Below are 18,576 nucleotides of genomic sequence, written 5' to 3' on the forward strand. Positions count from 1 at the left end.
ACACACCGGTTGCCAGAGGACAGACCGGTGCGCCTGCTGCTTTACCGTACGCTAGCGAGCAGATCGAGAGGAGAAACGATGGCTCGTCCTGAGGCCACAGCGGCGGCGCCGGGCAGCCGGGCCCTAGTTGTCGACTTGATCCGCTCCTCCGGTCCGATTAGTCGTGTCGAATTGACTGCGGCGACCGGGTTGACGCAGCCGGCGATCTCTCTGATCGTGCGCAAATTACTGACCGACGGAATAGTCCGTTTAACTGGATCCACCGCAACCGGCGGTAAGCCGCGCCAGATGCTCGAGATCAACGCCCGTGCTCGCATCGCGGTCGGCATTCAGCTCGCTTTCGAGGCGATTACCCTCGTGGCCACCGACACCGCGGGTGGCGTCATCGCACGCCAACAGATCGACGGTGCGGCACTGGACCCGCCAGAGGAGGTCACTCGCCGCATCGTTCGCGGGTACGAAAACTTTGTACGCGGGAGCGGGCTGGACCGAACCACGATTGCCGGCGCCGCCGTCGTCGCCCCGGGGCCGATCGACCAGAAAGCAGGACGAGTGCTTGGCCCTCCGACGCTCCAACATTGGCGGGACTTCCCGCTGCGCGAGGAAATCGGCTCCGGGATCGGTGTCCCCTTACTCGTCGAGAACGACGCCGCTGCGGCGGGGATAGGCGAGTTTTGGAGCCGCGGCGTCTCCCGGCACGAGACTTTCGGCAGCATATACATCGGGTCGGGAATTGGTGCCGGGGTCGTGCTCGACGGGGCGTTGTACCGGGGTGCAAGCTCCAACGCGGTTGAGATCGGTCACGTAACGGTCGTTCCCGGCGGTCGCGAGTGCTTCTGTGGCAACATCGGCTGCTTGGAACGCTACGCCGCCCCATCGGCCGTGGTCAAGGAAGCAGCGGAGAATAAGCATGCATTCGACGACCTGGACCTCACCTTCGAAATCGAACGGAATGCCCGCGAGTTCGACGTCATAGGACTCGCCGCCATCAACGGACACGCTGCAGCCGGCAAACTCCTACAACGATCCGCGGCGTACCTGGCCGAGGGCGCCGTGACTCTGGCGAATCTATTCGATCTCGACGCCCTCATATTGACTGGACCCGGCGTCGCCATCGCCGGGTCCATTTACACCCGCGTCATCAGAGCCCGGCTCGAGTCGCAGAGATTCGCCCGCCGCGCACATCCCATCAGCGTCGAACTCTCTGCAAATCCGCGCGACGCGGCCGCCATCGGCGCGTCTTCATTGGTCCTGCAAAGCACGCTGTCGCCCGGACACGGACCAGTCCTCCATCAATCAGCCATCGACCGTGGCTGACTCCACAGCTTCGCTAGTCCACACACCAGACGGTATTCTCCGCGGCCGCGTCGTCACCACGCCCGACGGTGTAGCGGCTGCGTTTCGCGGTATCCCGTACCGCGTGGCAACCCAACGGTTCCGACCCGGACGTCTCGTCGAACCGTGGAAAGGCACTCGAGACGCCATACAAGCCGGACCAGCTTCGCCCCAGCACGTCGACGACCCTGGCGGGCTACTCATCAATGAGCGCGACTGCCTGAACCTGAACGTCTGGACGCCTGATCCGTCGGCGCACAAACTGCCTGTGTTCGTCTGGATACACGGTGGCCTGCACATCTCCGGGTCCAACGCCGACCCACTTCGCGACGGTGTACGCCTTGCTGCGTCTGGCGGAATCGTCGTCGTCTCAATCAACTATCGCCTCGGCGCCCTGGGATACCTCACTCTCGACCACCTGCTCGGTCCGGACTACAGCCAATCCGGCAACCTCGCGCTGGTCGACATCATCTCCGCGCTCGAATGGGTGCGCGACAGCATCGCCCAATTCGGCGGTGATCCCCTTAACGTCACCGTCGCCGGCCAGTCCGCGGGGGCGACCATGGTCGCCACCCTTCTCGCATCACCACGCGCGGCAGGGCTGATGCGCCGCGCCATCGTCCAAAGCGGAGATCCCGAACGGGTGGGCTCACGTGCCTACGGAGAGGCCGTAACCGACGAACTGCTCGATCTGCTCCACCTCGGCGGCGATCCCGCCGGCATCATCGACCTGCCGTGGTCCACTATTATCCGCGCGCAACAACACCTGCTTGCAAAGCACTCCGCCGGGCGACCCCAACCTGTTCCGGTCTTTCGCCCATCGATCGATGGGCGTCTGCTGCTGAGCAACCCTGTGGCCGCTGTCGCTGGGGGAGCGTCGGCGGCCATTGACCTGATCGTGGGAACGAACCTGAACGAGGCAAGCGGGCACGTGGATCTGCGTGAACGCGGCACACACGCGTCACAAGCAGTCCTAGATGGCTCCCTCAGCACACTGCTGTCCAAAGAACCACTCGGGGAAAGATCCCTCAGCCGATTCGAGGCTTACAGGGATGCCTTTCAACTCGACACCGGCCGCGGCGCAACACCCGCTGAACTACTCGAAGCCTGCCTTACGGACACCACATACCGCCAACCTAGCCAGCGCCTTCTTGACGCGCGTACACAGGCGACTGGCTCGACGAGGTCATATCTCTTCGTTTGGGAACAACAGGACGCAACGTGGGCTAGAGGGGCCGGGCATTCCATCGAATTGCCCTCTCTTTTCCGCCACGTCGATGACTCGCAACGGGCCCGCGCTGAAGCGGGGCTCAACGCCCCATACTCCCTGCGCGACGTCATTAGCCAATATTGGGTCGCTTTTGCAACGACAGGTGCTCTCGACTACTGGCCAGAATACGAGCCCAACCGCCGAAGCACACTAATTCTTGACAGCCCCACCCGGCTGGCAGACGCCCCGCGTGACAATATTCGCCGACTGGCCGATGAATCGCACATGACCAAATCCCCCAGTTGAGCGCTCCGTAATCTAACGCATCGCAGATGAGCGTCCGCTTCCCTTCGCCATCCTCTCGAGTTCTCCTGGTACAACTACCGTCCCTTGGAGTCACCATGTTCAACCGAATCACCGCTACGCCGAAGACCTACGCTTGGGGGTCCACCACGGCTCTTCCGCAGCGTCTCGGCGTCGCGCCCGGTGGGTCACCGCAGGCGGAGCTCTGGATGGGGGCCCACCCGGACAGCACCACCTACATCCTTGATCCTCATGCCGGCCAGCCGGCCACGCTGAACGAGTGGATCGCAACACAACCGGAGGCAGCGCTGGGCGAACGGACCCGGCTGCCGTTCCTGTTCAAAATTCTCGCCGCCGCAAAGCCGCTCTCCCTGCAGGCACACCCGTCCCTCGAACGCGCCCGAGAGGGCTACGCCGAAGAGAATCGACGAGGGGTACCGAGAGACGCCCCAGATCGCAACTACAAAGATGAATGGCACAAGCCTGAGCTCATCGTGGCCTTAGCCGATGGGTTTCAAGCACTCTGCGGATTCCGCGCTATTGACCAGTCTCTGAAGCTCCTACAACACCTTGCAGCCCTCGCAGACGCGAGGCCGTCAATCCTCATTGAGGGGTTCCGGGACCAGCTCGAAAACGTCGGGATCGAACCGACGGTCAGGGCTGTCCTCACACGTCAGCCCGCTACTCTAGTAAGGGCGCTCGTCGGCGCCTCACGATCGAACGATAGCCAGGTCTGGGCAGCCGAGGCCCAGCTCTTGCTAAGCCTCGACAAGTGCTACCCCGGGGACCAAGGGATCGCGATCGCGGCCCTACTCAATTTCGTGAGCCTTCGAAAAAACGAGACACTTTTCCTGCCCGCTGGAAACATCCACGCCCACGTTGCAGGCCTGGGCGTTGAGATTATGGCCGCCAGCGATAACGTCGTTCGGGGTGGGCTCACGAGCAAGAACATCGATGTCCCAGAGCTCTTTCGGGTGCTGGATTTCCGGCCAACACGCGTCCCGTACGTTAAGCCGGTTACCCGTGTCGACGGCTTCGTGGAGTACCACGTACCCGTTTCCGACTTCCAACTCATGAGGGCCGATGCCGGCACAACGGTCAACTTCATCCCGAACGAATCTGCCGTGGTCTTCGCGACTACTGGATCCACGACCGTCACCCAAGGCAGCAACGTTTGGGTGCTAAAGCAGGGAGAAGCCGCATACATCGCACCAGGTACAGTGCCGTTCTTGCTCAAATCAGAAGGGGACACTTTCATCGCGACAAGCTGAGCTATCGCGCCACGAAGCAGATAGGCCCGAAAATGAACACGACCCTGCGCAGCATCACCCACAATGATCGTCAACCGACCCGTTGACGATAATTACCAGGTCATGATCAGCGTGACCCGGGATATAGAAACCTAGCCGCGCTAGCCGGCCAGCGCCGAATAAAAAGTTTGGTCAGGTATCTGAACTTTATGCCTAACGCTAAGAGCTCGTTGTTGACTCGCTGGGGTCAGGGCCAATCGGACGTCGACCGCGTCGTCTTCGGGGTGGGCCGAGTCGTAATCGTCGTGCTTAGCCATGAGCTGCCGCCTCCGCTGCAGTGGTGTCATCCGGCGCTGGGATCGGCGCTGGCGTGGGGTTTGGTGTCCTGGTCGGGGTGCGGTTGATGATGGTGGTGAGGGTATTATCGCGGAACCAGCGGCCAGTGTTGACCATGATGGGTTGGCATTTGGAGCTAAAGACGATGGCGCGCCATTCGAGGAGGGAGCCGAGGGTGGCGATGTTGAGGGTGCTGACCTTGCGTTGGCGGGCAAACAGGACGATCCCATTGCTGACGAGGCCGGGGGAGAGCTAGTTTCAACTGCATGTGCGGCAGATACGTGGTTTTGTAGGGCATGACGCCCAGTAGTGAGTCCGCGCGTCAGCGGGCCAGCATCCCTTCTTCTTGCTGTTTTTCACTACACATATTGGAGTCTCCACATGCCGTTTTCCTCATTGCCCCTCCTCCGCAAGACCGCACTCGTGACGGGCGTATCGCGTCGCAAGGGCATCGGATTTGCCGTGGCCCATCACTTCGCCGAACTCGGCGCTAACGTTTTCATTCAGCACTATTCGCCCCACGACGACGAACAGCCCTGGGGAAGCGACGACCTCGGCGAGGTCCTAGTAGGCATCACATCAGCGCAGATTGCAGACGCAGTCTTCGGTGACGTAAGCCTCGACTTGGCCGTGCCGGATTCAGCCAGCCTGCTTATGGAGGCTGCCTGCGGGCTCACCGGGGGAGTCGACATCCTCGCCTGTAACCACGCCCGCAGCGGGAGCGATGGCTCCATCTTCGACATGACCCCGGAGCTGCTCGATGGTCACTGGCAGGTCAACACCCGCTCCACGCTTCTGCTGACAAGAGCGTTCGCTGAGCAGTTCTCCGGTCACAGAGACACCGCACCAAGACGTCCGGGAGAACGACCCGAGCACGCCGTCCCGGTCGACGAATTCGCGACTGGTCGAGTCATCTGGATGACGTCGGGTCAGCTCCACGGCGCGATGCAGGGCGAGGTTACCTATGCGGCAAGCAAGGCAGCCCGGGCTGGGGTCACACCAACGTGGCCAGCGAACTCTTGGCGCGGGGCATCATTCTCACCACCATCAACCCCGGACCCGTCAATACGGGATATCTGGATCCGGAAACGACGGATCGCCCGCTTGAGGAGATTCAAGAATTCGTGCGGAACACTCCGTTCGGACGTTTCGGGTTTCCCGCCGACCCCGCGCGTTTGATCGGATGGCTCGCCACTGATGAAGGCCGATGGATCGTCGGGCAGGTCCTGACGACGGACGGTGGCTTCGGACTCTAGCCAGTTCTCGGTCGGGAACCTTTTCCGGGCAATCAGCCACTCGTCGTAGCCGATTTGGACGACTGCTTGAGGAAAGCGTCGATCGCTCCCCGGAAGGCCGCCGGCTGTTCGACCCACGGGTAGTGCCCGCTCCCTTCGATGACCACGCATTCACCTGTGGGAAAGAGGCGTGCCAGTGCGGTCACCGGCGCTAATCCGGTGAGGCAGTCCTCGGCTCCGGCAATCACCAACACAGGGGCCAACACCTGCCCCAGCCGCACCGTGAGGTCGCGAGGTGGGGCAACACTGAAATACGCCTTCGTGGCGGGCAGGCTCCAACGCCCGATGGTCGCATGGGAGCGCTCGGTTGCGCCCCAGTTTGAGTATCTGGCCGGCGCCGACTCCTGTTGCCAGGCGTTGAACCCGACATCGTCAACCGTCTGGGGCCCCGCTTCCAAAGCTGCGAAAGCGGCTTCGAAAATCGAATCTCCGCGCCGCTTCTCGCTGAGCGTGTGGGCATCGGATGGCTCATCGACGAGATAAGCCGCCGGAGGAGTGATCAGCACTAACCTGGCAACGCGGAGCGCGAACTGCGCCGCGTAGGCAATGGCCAATCTCGTTCCCGCCGAGTGAGCCACCAGGACGACGCGATCGAGGCCGAGATGGACACGCAGGTGCTCGATGTCGTCGGCTTGAGTCCAGAACGACCCCCGCTCTTCTTGGTCCGGCGCGGCCGTGCGTCCGACACCTCGTAGATGGGGCACGATGAGCCGGTGCCGATCGCTGAGCCCGGCCAGATCACCAAGGTAGCTGGGGTGGCGGGCCGCTCCTCCGGCAAGGAGAATAACCGGGCATTCGTCGCCGTCACTGCCCTTGCGGCGCACGTCATCGTAGTGAAGTGCTGAACCGTCGGAGCTTTCGTAGCTTGGCATCACTCGACGATACACGGCACACATAAGGGAACGGTTTGCGCGGCATCTCCGCTGGCCAGCCGGGTCGGTCAGTGTCGGTGGGCGGACGTTGGTCTGGCCACCCGTCCGATATCGTTGCGGCATGCTCCCTATCTGTGATTGAAGACCGGTCTGACTTCTTCAGCTAGCAGGTCCTCATTCACTGCGCGCAAAAGCCGCGCCATTTATCTCGGAGCTTAACCATGCCCGCAACGACTCTGTCCGCGACCTGCGCGGATGTTCTCAGACTCAAACACGTCCCTTTTGTTTTCTCGAGCGCCCTGACCGGACGTTTCGCTTATCCTCTCGTTGGTCTGCCTCTTCTCTTCGCTATTGAAGAAGCGACTCAGTCCTTTTCCGCTGCCGGTATCGCGGTCGGCGCCTACGGGGCTGGTGCCGGTTTCCTCGCACCAGCCAGAGCCCGCCTCATCGATCGATTCGGACGCCGCCTTGTCCTCCTCCTGCTCAGCAGCGTTTTCGGGTTGAGCTTGTTCGCTCTCGCACTGCTCACGACCTCGGGCGCACCAGTTTGGTTATGCGTGACGGTGGCCGGCCTCCTCGGCGCGTTCGCTCCACCGCTAGGCCCGACAATGCGGGTCGCCTGGGCATCGTTGACCCCGACTCCAGTCCACCTGAAAAAGGCTTTGAGTCTGGACGCAGTCCTCGAGGAGTTGCTCTACCTTGTCGGCCCCGCCTTGTCCGGCCTGCTCTTGGTCATCATCGAGCCGAGTACCGCCCTACTCATCCCTGCCGCACTGATTCTGGTCGGGACAGCACTGATGATGTCTTCCCCCGCGATGGCCGCGACCCCGGTCGACGCGTCACGCAGGGACGCAGCCAGCGCTGCGCCCCTGCTCACAGAACCGCGATTCATCGCGCTGCTCCTGCCGGTGCTGGCAGTCGGCCTCGTGGTCGGCACCATCTACGTTGCGGTCCCGGCCATGATTGCCACCCTCGGTAATGCCGCGGCGGTGGGGGTTGTCCTCGCCCTGTTCGCGGCCGGCAGCGCCGTTGGAGGCCTTGCCTATGGCGCTCTTCAGATCACGGTGTCCTCGCAGCGCCAACTCGTGATCCTGGCGATATTGTTCATCATGGCCTCTGCCGGTGCTGGCCTCGCAACGTCGACGATCTCCCTGGGACTGGTCATTTCGGCCGCTGGACTTTTCCTTTCCCCGGTCATGATCGTGGCGTATTTTGCAGCCAACGATTTTGGTGGGACGACCCGACAGACCGAGTCAACAACGTGGGTGAACACCGCTCACAACGTCGGTGCTGCGGCCGGGAGCGCGCTCAGCGGCTTCCTCGTCGAGAGCTGGAACGTGAGTTCAACTTTCCTCACCACAGCTGCGGCAGCCGCCGTCTTCGTCGCTCTCAGCGCCGGCATCTCCGCGAGACTCTGGCGACGACCCTCCGCCTAATTGAATGATTGCAGGAACGACGGGCGGGCATACTCCTTGCATTACGGCGATTGGTCGGGCGCAGTCCGCCCAAGACCGATTAGATGGGCGGATGGATTCGAACTATAGGTTCTCAGCCGACGTTGCCGATATAGACCGTGACCAAGTGCACCGCTGGATCAGCGAACAGTCCTATTGGGCGCCAGGGAGGTCACGTGCCCGGCACGATGCAGCCATAGACGGCTCACGAAACTTCGGCGTCTACGACACCGAATCGAACAAGCAAGTCGCCTACGCGCGGGTCATCACGGATGGAGTGACTTTTGCATGGCTTTGCGATGTGTTCGTCGACCCCCAGGTTCGAGACCGCGGCATTGGCGCTGTCCTCATCAAGGGAGTCTTGGAAGAGTTCGAGCCGCTTGGTCTGCGGCGCATCGCTCTCTCGACCAACGATGCGCACGGGTTGTATTCCAAATCAGGGTTCACCGCTTTGGGTATCCCCGAGACATGGATGGAACGAATCGGCAACCCAAGCGCTTAGTCATCAGCAGGCTTCGGGTCAAGAACACACCTATTCCCGCCTTTCAGGTTGGGTGTCAGGAGGGAACGCTCAGTGCGTCATTTCGGGTACCCGGTTAGACGTTGCTTCGCCAGCTCGTGGCATGATGCCGAAGGAGCCCTGAACGATGATGACGGCCGCAATCTCGACAAGAAGCCCGTTGCCTTGTCGGTCTCCTCCAAGGTGCATGATCGCGAAAGCAAACGATGCCAGAACGACGCCGCCCCAGCGTCCGAGGAGCGCTTCCGCCCGTGTCTGCAACCAGTACCGGTAAAACAGTTCCTCGCCCACGCCAGCGGTAAGCGCGGTCAGCGTTGCGCCAACGATTAGGTAGCCCAGGTCCACGCCTTGAAAAGTAGGGACCGCTATCCAGGGGCTCGCTTGCGAGAGGATTGTCCAGACCACAATGAGAACAATCGGCGCCCACCACTGCCAGGCCATGCGGGGGCGGGCAATCTTGATATTGCGTCAAGATCTCCACACCAATGCTGCGGGTATCCCGTCCAGAATGACTACTTTGGCTGGAAAGTACTCGGCCGAGTCGTCAATTTCCGTGATGCCAATGACCAGGGGAAAGAGGACCGCGCATACCAGGAGCGCCATGCCGCTGCGTCGAATCGCACGAGCATTAGAAACCGTAGGTTCGAGCGCTGGAGCGCTCCACGGCAGTGCACGTGTCAGGGCAATTGCGACCAAGGGAGGCACGAGCACGACCCACAGAGGGGTGATCGGTGACCCGGGATCCGAGGATTGACGAATCCCGTCGGTTGAGAGAGTCAGTAAAACGATCAGTTCAAGCACGCCCAGCGCCCCGGCTGACCAGATGAGGACTCGACCGAGCTTGGTGACAGTCAGTCGATCGCTCCCCGGAGGCGCTGTCGGCAGAGTCACGGCTTCTACTGCTGCCCGGATGTGGCGTTCGCGTGCACGTCGACCAATGGGCTCAATGTCGGTCGCTTCTTCGGCCAGAGGGTATACCCGAGGGCCCACAACACTTCGATCGCAACGACCAGGAGGAAAATGCTGTTGAGGTCGTTGATCGCGCTGGTTCTGGGCTCGTTATCGACGACCACGGTCAACAGCCAAATGGTCCCCAGAGCCACGGCCACAGCCAACGCTGTGCGCGCGACGTCTTTCCAACACTCGACCGCATAACCCCGCTCGTAGAGCTTGATCGGCTGCGGCCCATTCGCGAACCGATAGGCGAAATGGCGGTCGGCCCACGCGATCATCTTGTGCCCGTGAGCCACGGAGAAGCCGAGGTAGATCGCAGCGATCCCGTGGAAGACCGTCGCCGTCGCGCCCGATGTCAGATCCATCGCCGTGACCACGAGCAAGATGACGTCGACCACCGGCGTCATCGCCAGCAAGGTCAGTCCGGTCCTTTTCAGACGCAGCATATATCGGGCGACGAGACCCAATGCGATCAAAACCCAGAAGCCAATTTCGGAGGCGACGATGATGGCAATGATCATAAATCCCCCAGTCGATGCGTCTAGGCCCTGAAAACAAACTAGCACGCCCGTACTAATATCAATTTATGGCGAGAACGATCGACCGGGACGCACGCAAGGTACAGCTCGCTCAAGCGGTGTGGCAGATCATCCTCGACCAAGGAATCAGCGCGGTATCGGTGCGCACCGTTGCCGAGCAGGCTGGCGTGGTGGTCGGCTCCCTGCGTCATGTTTTCCCCACCCGCGCTGAACTCCTGCAGTTCTCCGCCGAGCTCATGGTGCAGCGCGCCACCGACCGCGTTCTCGCTATTCGTGAAGGCTCGAACCCAGCGGAGTACGCGCTGGAGGTCCTGAAAAACTTCTTGCCTCTTACCGCTGATAGTCGCGCGGAACTCGAGGTCAATATCGCGCTGATTGCGGAAAGCCCTGCGTTGCCGCAACTTGTTTCCATCAGAAATCGCGCTTACGAAGAACTGGGGAACGGCTGCCTCCGACTGGCCGAAAAGTTGGCCTGCAGGCCCAGCGGCCCTGAACTGGTAGAACGAGCGCGCCATTTGCACGCCGTTCTCGATGGCCTTGCCATTCACCTACTCATGGAACCACCCGGAAACGACAGCACCTGGGCAACCGTCATCCTCGAGAAAGAGCTTGCACGCATCATCAGAAACCGCTGACCAGCACCTAATGCGGAGTCACCTGCGATCGGTGCATGCGGCCGGGCAATCCACGGATCCGTGCGGAGTTCCGCAAGAGGACCGTCTTACGGGCAAGAGCTTATGGTCTCGGCGTGGCTGACTCTCACGTCAGTGCGGCGATCGCAATTGGTCAGGGTCAGTGAGTGCCGTCTCGGGCGTGCAGCCTAATTCACCTGGCTGCAGCGTCACCGGGGGTGGGTAGACGTCGTCGACCGTCCCGTTCTCGCTCTTGATCAGGACGCAATCTTCGGCGGAACCGAACGCGACGCCGACCCGATCTCCGGCGCTGCTCACCTGGACGACGACCCGCGGCGGAGCGACGACCTCGAACTCGCCGGTCGGAGTGGTGAGTTGCGCGGAAATCGCGCCGATGATCGCGTCTACCGTCGCCGGCGAACCAGTCTGCACTCGCGCGAGAAGCACCGCCGATGCCACCTCGCGCGCGGTGTCCGACACGACAGGGACGATGCTGTCGTCGACGCGAGGCGTCACGATGGCGGCATCCGGTGGGCACCCGATCGGGTCGATGCCGTCAGACGATTCCCATGTGCCGACCTTGCCGTAGTAGTCGAACTCGATTCGGAAGCAAAAGGGGCCAGGTGCGCCCGTGGACGCGTTCTTGAGCCCTGGCACGAAAACCCGGAAGTCGAGGCTGCCGAACGGTTCGCTTAGGTCGGTCGACTGCCGGGTGTCGACGCCGACCAGCTCGATGTCCGCGCTGTCGCTAATGGCTTGAGCGACTGCAGCGCGCGCCCAGCCGTCGATGTCGTCGGGTCTCTCCCCGCCGATATCGCGCGCGAGGTCGGCCGCCCGCACTTGCGCGACGACCTCCGGGGTGGCGTCGTCCGTGGAGGCTGACCCGGTCGTCAACGATGTCGGCTGTGAGCATCCGGTTAGGGTTAGCGCGCTGACCGCCATGAGGCCAACGAGGCGGGGAGTTGCCGTCATGAGAAAGGATGGCCTCAAGCCGGGCAATCGTGGTCGCGTGCGGTGCCCATACGACGACGCGCCTAGGTCGCGAAGAACCATGAGGGTGACTCCAATTTGCGACGCCATAACGTGGAGCCTATTCCTCGACACACCTGAAACCGCGTCGTGGCTGTATGTCTGGCAGCTAGAGTAGGCCGCTGCAGGCCGACGTTGCGCTGATGGAGACGCCCTCGCTGGTGCCGCGGATGCGTAGTTGCAGACTATCGCCTGTGTAAATGTCGGTGCCTAATGCTCGATCGCTTCGGACGAAACCTTGTGCCTCCCATGCTTTCGCGATCTCGGTGAATATTTCTTCCTGGCTGAGGCTCTGCCCACTGACGGGAAGAAGCACCGAACCCGTCACCTTCATCGGATGCTGCCAGATTGCCCTGGCAGCCGAGTGACTGTCCCACATGTTCAACGTGAACGTCACCACAGCGGATGCACTTAGCTGTTTCTCTCTTGCGATCTCCGCGCGTCGAAACCTATGGGATACAAGACACTGACACCTGCTCCGGAGCGACGCGGGCATATAGCTAAATGCGCCAAATAGCGATCACAGAACGCCGCCACAGCGCGCTAAAGTCACAAACAAGATCGCCCGAGGCAACGTCGAGCGGGCGCGGATCAACGCAGCGACGTCACCACACACGCCGCCAATACCCGGCAAGGTCGTCGCCGAACTCATGTATGGCTTCTGGACCTACCTCTTCGTGGACGCTCACGAGAAAACCATCTGGGTTCCTCATCTCCACAAAGTCTTCCCACCAGGTACCGACAGAAACCCGCTTAATGACGCATTGGCCGCGCTGCGAGATCTCCGAAACAGAGTGGCTCACCACGAGAACATCCTCAACGGTTCTGAGAGCGAACGGCGCCGAATTGTTTACGTCATCCGGTTGCTCTCTGCTGACGCGCTTGCTCACTTCAAAGCCAACAGCGAGGTAGCCACGATCCTGGCTGGCCGACCGTAGGGAAGCTTCTGAGACCAGGGTGCGGCGTCCTGACTCGTCCCCGGGCAGCATCAGTCATCTAATTCTCGGTGTCTCGCAACTAACGATAAATCCGCCGCCCATGGAATACGAGACGCTCGGCCAGCTCTTGGTGCGCTCGCGCAATGGCCTCGTTCCGTCGGCCAGTTGCCAAGATATTGGCCGCGTCCAACCATGAATTAGAACGAAGGCGCTGCGATACGCTGGTTCATAAGCCAAGTGACACGGGGTGCTCCACCTGGAGCTGAGATAACACCCGTTGAACCTGATCTAGTTAGTACTAGCGAAGGGATGTCGCGCAAATGCGCACGCCAGAAGAACTTATTTCATTCACCTGTTCAGCGCTTGACGAGGTGCGGTCCCGCCCGCCCCTCGTGCAGTGCCTCACCAATAGCGTCGTGGTGAACTTCACCGCTAACGTGCTGCTGTCGCTCGGTGCGGCGCCCGCGATGGTCGACATTCCGGGCGAGGCGGGCGCGTTCGCGCGGATCGCATCTGGGCTGCTCGTCAATCTCGGCACGCCCACCGCCGAACAACGCGACGCGATGGTCGAGGCCGTCACAGCCGCGAACGATGCTGGAACACCGTGGGTGCTCGACCCCGTTGCCGTCGGTTTCCTGCCGGTGCGCACGCCGCTGGCCTTCGCCCTTCGCGACCTGGGACCCACGGTGGTGCGCGGAAACGCGTCCGAGATAATCGCGTTGGCGGGCGCCGGATCCGGCGGCCGCGGGGTGGATTCATCCGACGAGGTGGATGCCGCCCTGGCCGCGGCGCACGCGCTGGCCGGGATGACCGGTGGGGTGATCGCCGTCTCCGGGCCGGTCGACATCATCACGGATGGCCGTGAGTTGGTGCACATCGACAACGGGCATCCGCTGCTCACCCGCGTCACCGGCGGGGGCTGCGCCCTCGGCGCGGTCATGGCCGCGTTCGCCGCGGTCGACGCCGACAGGTTCTTCACCACGGTGGCCGCGGCCACGGTGTACACCGTCGCGGCCGAGCTCGCGGCAGAGTCCGCCGCCGGTCCGGGCAGCTTCGCTGTCGCCTTTGTGGACGCCCTAGCCACCGTCAACGCGCAGGACATCGCACGCCGGGCGGTGCTCCGATGATCCTCGACCTGTCGCTGTACCTGGTGACAGACTCGGGGCAGGCCGCGGCGGCCGGGCGCAGCATCGTGGACGTGGTGCGGCACGCCGTTGCCGGAGGCGTGAGCGCCGTGCAGGTGCGTGAGAAGGAGACCGCCGGGCGGGAGTTCCTCGACACCGTGCTGCGCATCGCGGATGTGCTGCCCGACACCGTGGCGCTGATCGTGAACGACAGGGTCGACGTGTTCCTGGCCGCCCGTGCCGCCGGGCACCGGCTGATCGGGGTGCACGTCGGGCAATCCGACCTGCCCGTCGGCGCGGTGCGCGACCTCATCGGGGGTGACGCGGTGATCGGGCTCAGCGCATCGACGGATGCCCAGCTGCGCCGCGCGGCCGAGGATCCTGCCCTGATCGACTACGTCGGCATTGGCGCACTGCACGCCACACGCACCAAGAGTGACGCGCCCCCTGCCCTGGGGCTGGCCGAGTTCGCACGCCTGGTCGGGGTCAGCACGCTGCCGAGCGTGGCCATCGGCGGGGTCGGCCTGCGCGACCTGGCCGCCCTCCGTGAGTGCGGAGCGGCGGGCGTCGCCGTGGTGTCGGCGATTTGTGCGGCACCGCATCCGGAGCAGGCGGCCCGCGAGTTGCGAGCCGCGTGGGGCGTGACGGCATGACCGGCGCATCCCCCCGCATTGCCCGCGTGCTGAGCATTGCTGGTACCGACCCGACCGGCGGAGCGGGCATTCAGGCCGACCTCAAAAGCATTGCGGCGAACGGGGGCTACGGTATGGCTGTGGTGACCGCACTGGTCGCGCAGAACACCCACGGTGTGCGCTCGGTGCACGTGCCGCCGGTCTCCTTCCTGCGCGAGCAGCTGCACGCCGTGAGCGACGACGTCGACATCGATGCCGTCAAGATCGGGATGCTGGCCGACGTTCACGTCACCCGCACCGTGAGCGAGTGGCTCGGCCAAGTGAAGCCCAGGCTCGTGGTGCTCGACCCGGTGATGATCGCCACTAGCGGCGACCGCCTGCTCACCGAGGGTGCTGAGGAGGCTCTCCGCGATCTGCTGAGCGTCGTGCACCTGGTGACGCCCAACATCCCGGAGCTGGCCATCCTTGTCGGTGTTCCTGTGGCGACGAGCTGGTCGGCGGTGCTGCGCCAGGCGCAGCACGTCGCCGAGACGTACGGGGTCCTCGTGCTGGCCAAGGGCGGACACCTCGCCGGTGACCTCGTACCAGACGCCCTCGTCGGCGCCCACACCGTGCGGGAGTTTCCCGGGCTGCGGATCGACACCCCGAACACCCACGGAACCGGGTGTTCTTTCTCCTCCGCAGTTGCGACCCGGGTAGCGGCTCGGGCCGGCACGGCGGGGCCGAGCCTGGCAGATTGGGGGGACGCGGTAGCCGAGGCGAAACTATGGTTGAGCGAGAGCATCGCCCACTCTGGCGACCTGCAGGTCGGCTCTGGCCACGGACCGATCCAGCATTTTGCCGGCCTGTGGCAGCGCGGCGGCCTGCACACCAGCCCCAGCCCAGCCCAGGTCGCCGAGGAATGGTGGCACGACATCCGTGACATCCGTACCGACACCGACGAGCTGCCGTTCATCCGAGCGCTCGGGGACGGATCCCTGAACCGGGACGCCTTCATCTGGTACCTCGCCCAGGATGCCCTGTACCTGCGCGACTACGCCCGGATGCTGGCCGTCGCGAGCCGGCTCGCCCCGACCGCCACCGAGCAGGCGTTCTGGGCGGTCAGCGCGCACGGCGCGATCGTCGCCGAACTTGACCTGCACTCCAGCTGGATCGCCGAAAAGACCCAAGCCGGCGTGCAGCCCAGCGAGACGACAACGGCCTACCTCAACCACCTGTCGACCGCTGGCGCGAGCGGCGACTACGGCGTCCTCGCCGCGGCGCTGCTGCCGTGCTTCTGGATGTACCAGGATGTCGGCACGCGGCTGCATCCGCTCTCGCACGACGCGCATCCGTACCGCAGCTGGCTGGACACCTACGCGGATGAGGAGTTCGCCGCTTCCACCGCACGTGCGATCAAGATTGTCACCGCCGCCGCCGCAGCAGCGGCTGAACCGGCCCGGCGCCGCATGGCTCAGGCGTTCCGCGCCTCGGCCGCGCACGAGCGAGAATTCTTCGCCGCGCCCCTGACCAACCCCCGGTAGGAGTGCAGGTTCCTCCGTTCGCCCCGTTACTTTCTTCGTATCTCTTGATCGTGTAGTTATGTGAGGGTGTTGGGCTCGAGCAGCTTCTCCATCCCCGGCCGCTCAATCGCGGTCTTACTCCCAGACGTGACATCGGCGAACACATCTCGCTTCTGCACCCCGGCGGCGATAAGCGCATCCAGCTGGAGTTGAGCGTCCTGGCTCGAAGTGTTGATGCGGGTGTAGCGGAGCAATCTCATACGCCCCACGCTGCCTCGAAAAACTCCAACCAGAATGGTGAGATATGAATTGTGATGAGATGACTTTCTGAGACGTTCAGGCACCCCGAGATTTAACGGGAAGTGACGAGCAAGATCCAGGCTCGCTTGGTGTCTTGGAAAACTGTACTTTTCTGAGACTTCCCGTGGCACACGTCTGGCCTCGGTACTGCGGAGCGTCGCGCAAGGTCGGGCCCAGCGAGCGGACAGGCGGGAGGCGAAGTGCTGGCGGCTCGGCGCCGAGATCCCTGCAGGGATCTCGGGGGGAGGTAGTTGAGATACCTCCCCTTTCGATCACATGCCGGCGCAGTGCTCACATAGTGGCCAGTTGTTGGTGCCGGGCCGCTTGTTATAGGCGGGGATCTGCTGTCCGCTGGGGCAGTTGTCGTGAGTGTGGTGCACGTCGGGATCGGTTACATTCGTGGAGTGGTATCAAAGTACGCGCATATCAGGCTCCTTTGCCTTCGTTTCGCCGCGAGGTTCGGCAATCTCAAGCGTAGAGAGAGGCGCAGACATCGGAACGACGAACGCCTGCACAGCTGTGCGTTCTGCGCTGTGCGTGTTTCAGACGCAAGCTTCAGTCCTCTATTTGGAGTGCCTAATCCAGCACGCTTCGTGTCAAAACGGTGACGAGAGGTGCGGCAGTGGATCTGTTCCGGTTACGGGCGGCCCACTGATAGTCCAGTCAACTCAACCCACAGCTCTCGGGGGTCGGCATCGTCTTGGATCGTTGGCAGGGGCGCCAAGGCATCCTGCTCGGTCACGTCCCGCTGAGTGGTGGAATTTCTCAACACCATGCAGGTCAGTAGTTTAGGCGGCGGCGAGTTCGGGGAGGATCACCGTCTCGTCGAGGACCTCGATGGGGTTGTTCATGACGGCCAGCTTGAGCATTGATGCTTCGGAGAAGTAGCGTCTTTCGCCGGCTTCCCACTCGTCGTGCTGCTCGATCAACACCGATCCGGCCAGGCGCAGTAGGGCCGCGGTGTTGGGGAACACGCCGACGACGTCGGTGCGGCGTTTGATCTCTTTGTTGACGCGTTCTAGCGGGTTGGTGGACCAGATCTGGCGCCAGTGTCGCCGTGGGAAGCCGGCGAAGGCGAGGAGGTCGGGTTGCGCGTCGACGAGCATCGCGGCGACCTTCGGGTGTGAGCGGGAGAGCATCGTGGTCACCTCGCGGAACTGTTTCTCGATGTGCTCGCGGTCGGGCTGGGCGAAGATGGTGCGGATGATCGAGGCGACCATGTCCTGGGATTCCTTCGGCACCACGGCGAGGACGTTGCGCATGAAATGCACCCGGCAGCGCTGCCAGCCGGCGCCTTGGAACACGGTCCCGATGGCCTTCTTCAGGCCGGTGTGAGCGTCAGACATGACCAGCTTGACCCCGTCGAGGCCGCGAGTCTTCAACGACCGCAGGAAGCTGGTCCAGAAGCCCTCGTTCTCGCTGTCACCAACGTCGAAACCGAGGACTTCACGGCGTCCGTCGGCAGCCACCCCGACCGCGACGACGATGGCTTGGGACACGATCCGGTGGCCGACGCGGGCTTTGCAGTAGGTGGCGTCGAGGAAGACGTAGGGGAAGTCCTGCGCGGAGAGGGTGCGGTCGCGGAACTCGGCCACCTCAGCGTCCAGGCCTGCGCAGATCCGGGACACCTCCGACTTGGAGATCCCGGTGTCAGCGCCGAGCGCTTTGACGAGGTCGTCGACCTTCCGGGTCGATACACCGTGAACGTAGGCCTCCATCACGACCGCGAACAACGCCTGGTCGACCCGGCGGCGCCGCTCCAACAGCGCGGGGAAGAAGGAGCCGGCGCGCAGCTTCGGGATCTTCAGATCGAGGCCCCCGGCCGTCGTCGTCAACGTCCGCGGCCGGGTGCCGTTGCGGTGGGTGGTGCGGTCGCCGGGGCGTTCGAACGGGGCGGCGCCGATGAACGCGGTCGCCTCCGCATCGATCAGTTCTTGATACAAGGTTTCGGTCGCGACGCGGATTCGGTCGGTGACATCGGTGAGTTTGAGTTCTCCCAGCAGGTCGAGCAGGGCAGACTGGTCTAGAGCCATCGTGTGGTGTCCTTTGTGAGTTCTTTGATCGGTACTCACTGACCATCCCACGGTGGCTCTTCACGTTGACGAAGCAACACTCAAGAGCGGGAAACCACACCACTCACGGGGACGTAACCGAGGGCCGTCACGAGCGCGTGGCAAATCAAGCGTGGAAAACGAATTACGCGGGCACGATCATTCCTTAGAACAGACAGGAACATGACACTCAGCCCACCCCTCTAGCTGTTGTTCCCACACAGGTTGTGAGCGTGGCGTGAGCTAAAAAGGTGAGGACCTCCGGTATCGATTGGGTTACCACACTCAACACGATGCAAC

The 18,576-nt window shown here is 62.9% G+C and carries 17 protein-coding genes, 2 pseudogenes and 1 riboswitch; of the genes and pseudogenes, 11 read left to right on the top strand and 8 right to left on the bottom strand.

Features of this window, described 5'->3' with window-relative positions:
* Positions 1-27: 27 nt before the first annotated feature.
* The 5 genes and pseudogenes from E3O28_RS04575 (at position 28) to E3O28_RS16875 (ending at position 5,690) form a co-directional block, all read left to right on the top strand.
* Complete coding sequence (locus E3O28_RS04575; RefSeq protein WP_198411498.1) at positions 28-1,317, top strand: ROK family protein; 1,290 nt, start codon at positions 28-30, stop codon at positions 1,315-1,317.
* Positions 1,310-2,851, top strand: coding sequence for a carboxylesterase family protein (locus E3O28_RS04580; protein ID WP_166784741.1), 1,542 nt, complete (start codon positions 1,310-1,312; stop codon positions 2,849-2,851). Before E3O28_RS04575 ends, E3O28_RS04580 begins: the two co-directional genes overlap by 8 nt.
* 95 nt (positions 2,852-2,946) lie before the next feature.
* Entirely contained in the window at positions 2,947-4,119 is a 1,173-nt protein-coding gene (gene manA / locus E3O28_RS04585) for a mannose-6-phosphate isomerase, class I (RefSeq protein WP_166784742.1), read from the top strand.
* Between the two features lie 696 nt (positions 4,120-4,815).
* Positions 4,816-5,202, top strand: a pseudogene (locus E3O28_RS16870) (3-ketoacyl-ACP reductase); the annotation flags it as partial.
* A gap of 236 nt (positions 5,203-5,438) precedes the next feature.
* Positions 5,439-5,690 (top strand): SDR family oxidoreductase, encoded by a 252-nt coding sequence (locus E3O28_RS16875; RefSeq protein ID WP_241973010.1) that lies wholly within the window; start codon positions 5,439-5,441, stop codon positions 5,688-5,690.
* Between the two features lie 32 nt (positions 5,691-5,722).
* Here E3O28_RS16875 and E3O28_RS04595 read toward each other — a convergent pair whose 3' ends face one another.
* Positions 5,723-6,601, bottom strand: coding sequence for an alpha/beta hydrolase (locus E3O28_RS04595; protein WP_134415299.1), 879 nt, complete (start codon positions 6,599-6,601; stop codon positions 5,723-5,725).
* Positions 6,602-6,822: 221 nt separating this feature from the next.
* Between E3O28_RS04595 and E3O28_RS04600 the strand changes: the two genes are divergently transcribed.
* Complete coding sequence (locus tag E3O28_RS04600) at positions 6,823-8,037, top strand: MFS transporter (RefSeq protein WP_134415300.1); 1,215 nt, start codon at positions 6,823-6,825, stop codon at positions 8,035-8,037.
* Positions 8,038-8,128: 91 nt separating this feature from the next.
* Positions 8,129-8,557 (top strand): GNAT family N-acetyltransferase, encoded by a 429-nt coding sequence (locus tag E3O28_RS04605; protein WP_134415301.1) that lies wholly within the window; start codon positions 8,129-8,131, stop codon positions 8,555-8,557.
* A 69-nt stretch (positions 8,558-8,626) separates the two neighbouring features.
* Here E3O28_RS04605 and E3O28_RS04610 read toward each other — a convergent pair whose 3' ends face one another.
* Entirely contained in the window at positions 8,627-8,920 is a 294-nt protein-coding gene (locus tag E3O28_RS04610; RefSeq protein ID WP_166784743.1) for a CPBP family intramembrane glutamic endopeptidase, read from the bottom strand.
* Between the two features lie 551 nt (positions 8,921-9,471).
* On the bottom strand, positions 9,472-10,050 hold the full coding sequence (locus E3O28_RS04615; protein ID WP_134415302.1) for a hypothetical protein: 579 nt from the start codon (positions 10,048-10,050) through the stop codon (positions 9,472-9,474).
* A gap of 65 nt (positions 10,051-10,115) precedes the next feature.
* On the opposite strand from E3O28_RS04615, the gene E3O28_RS04620 reads away from it, so the two are divergent.
* Complete coding sequence (locus tag E3O28_RS04620; RefSeq protein WP_134343064.1) at positions 10,116-10,703, top strand: TetR/AcrR family transcriptional regulator; 588 nt, start codon at positions 10,116-10,118, stop codon at positions 10,701-10,703.
* Between the two features lie 129 nt (positions 10,704-10,832).
* Here the strand turns inward: E3O28_RS04620 and E3O28_RS04625 are convergent, their stop codons facing one another.
* The 3 genes from E3O28_RS04625 to E3O28_RS04635 all read right to left on the bottom strand — a co-directional run bounded on the left by E3O28_RS04625 (position 10,833) and on the right by E3O28_RS04635 (position 12,619).
* Positions 10,833-11,594, bottom strand: coding sequence for a hypothetical protein (locus E3O28_RS04625; RefSeq protein ID WP_134415303.1), 762 nt, complete (start codon positions 11,592-11,594; stop codon positions 10,833-10,835).
* A 244-nt stretch (positions 11,595-11,838) separates the two neighbouring features.
* Positions 11,839-12,129, bottom strand: a complete 291-nt coding sequence (locus E3O28_RS04630) for a hypothetical protein (RefSeq protein WP_134415304.1) — start codon at positions 12,127-12,129, stop codon at positions 11,839-11,841.
* 205 nt (positions 12,130-12,334) lie between these two features.
* A complete protein-coding gene (locus E3O28_RS04635; protein ID WP_134415305.1) occupies positions 12,335-12,619 on the bottom strand; it encodes a hypothetical protein in 285 nt (94 codons plus the stop codon).
* 281 nt (positions 12,620-12,900) lie between these two features.
* A riboswitch (TPP riboswitch) is annotated at positions 12,901-12,994 on the top strand.
* On the opposite strand from E3O28_RS04635, the gene thiM reads away from it, so the two are divergent.
* From thiM to E3O28_RS04650, 3 genes are all read left to right on the top strand, one after another.
* Positions 12,988-13,794, top strand: coding sequence for a hydroxyethylthiazole kinase (thiM, locus tag E3O28_RS04640; RefSeq protein WP_134415306.1), 807 nt, complete (start codon positions 12,988-12,990; stop codon positions 13,792-13,794). It overlaps the preceding riboswitch by 7 nt.
* Positions 13,791-14,444, top strand: a complete 654-nt coding sequence (thiE, locus tag E3O28_RS04645) for a thiamine phosphate synthase (protein WP_166784744.1) — start codon at positions 13,791-13,793, stop codon at positions 14,442-14,444. Before thiM ends, thiE begins: the two co-directional genes overlap by 4 nt.
* Complete coding sequence (locus tag E3O28_RS04650; protein ID WP_134415307.1) at positions 14,441-15,946, top strand: bifunctional hydroxymethylpyrimidine kinase/phosphomethylpyrimidine kinase; 1,506 nt, start codon at positions 14,441-14,443, stop codon at positions 15,944-15,946. The genes thiE and E3O28_RS04650 overlap by 4 nt, the downstream gene beginning before the upstream one ends.
* A 74-nt stretch (positions 15,947-16,020) precedes the next feature.
* On the opposite strand, the pseudogene E3O28_RS04655 reads toward E3O28_RS04650, so the two are convergent.
* Both E3O28_RS04655 and E3O28_RS04660 read right to left on the bottom strand, forming a co-directional pair.
* A pseudogene (locus tag E3O28_RS04655) lies at positions 16,021-16,185 on the bottom strand (recombinase family protein); the annotation flags it as partial.
* Between the two features lie 828 nt (positions 16,186-17,013).
* Positions 17,014-18,258: an IS256 family transposase gene (locus E3O28_RS04660; protein ID WP_134415308.1), complete on the bottom strand. Its 1,245-nt coding sequence runs from the start codon at positions 18,256-18,258 to the stop codon at positions 17,014-17,016.
* Between the last annotated feature and the right edge of the window lie 318 nt (positions 18,259-18,576).

The sequence above is a fragment of the Cryobacterium sp. TMT2-14 genome, from assembly GCF_004402465.1.
In the GTDB taxonomy this organism is placed as follows: domain Bacteria; phylum Actinomycetota; class Actinomycetes; order Actinomycetales; family Microbacteriaceae; genus Cryobacterium; species Cryobacterium sandaracinum.

What these genes read in the sequence shown, in the direction of transcription:
- E3O28_RS04600 (WP_134415300.1), top strand. Translation starts at nt 6,823, where the DNA reads ATGCCCGCAACGACTCTGTCCGCGACCTGCGCGGATGTTCTCAGACTC.
- E3O28_RS04660 (WP_134415308.1), bottom strand. Translation starts at nt 18,258, where the DNA reads ATGGCTCTAGACCAGTCTGCCCTGCTCGACCTGCTGGGAGAACTCAAA.
- E3O28_RS04620 (WP_134343064.1), top strand. Translation starts at nt 10,116, where the DNA reads ATGGCGAGAACGATCGACCGGGACGCACGCAAGGTACAGCTCGCTCAA.
- E3O28_RS04595 (WP_134415299.1), bottom strand. Translation starts at nt 6,601, where the DNA reads ATGCCAAGCTACGAAAGCTCCGACGGTTCAGCACTTCACTACGATGAC.
- thiM (WP_134415306.1), top strand. Translation starts at nt 12,988, where the DNA reads ATGCGCACGCCAGAAGAACTTATTTCATTCACCTGTTCAGCGCTTGAC.
- manA (WP_166784742.1), top strand. Translation starts at nt 2,947, where the DNA reads ATGTTCAACCGAATCACCGCTACGCCGAAGACCTACGCTTGGGGGTCC.
- E3O28_RS04615 (WP_134415302.1), bottom strand. Translation starts at nt 10,050, where the DNA reads ATGATCATTGCCATCATCGTCGCCTCCGAAATTGGCTTCTGGGTTTTG.
- thiE (WP_166784744.1), top strand. Translation starts at nt 13,791, where the DNA reads ATGATCCTCGACCTGTCGCTGTACCTGGTGACAGACTCGGGGCAGGCC.
- E3O28_RS04605 (WP_134415301.1), top strand. Translation starts at nt 8,129, where the DNA reads ATGGATTCGAACTATAGGTTCTCAGCCGACGTTGCCGATATAGACCGT.
- E3O28_RS04650 (WP_134415307.1), top strand. Translation starts at nt 14,441, where the DNA reads ATGACCGGCGCATCCCCCCGCATTGCCCGCGTGCTGAGCATTGCTGGT.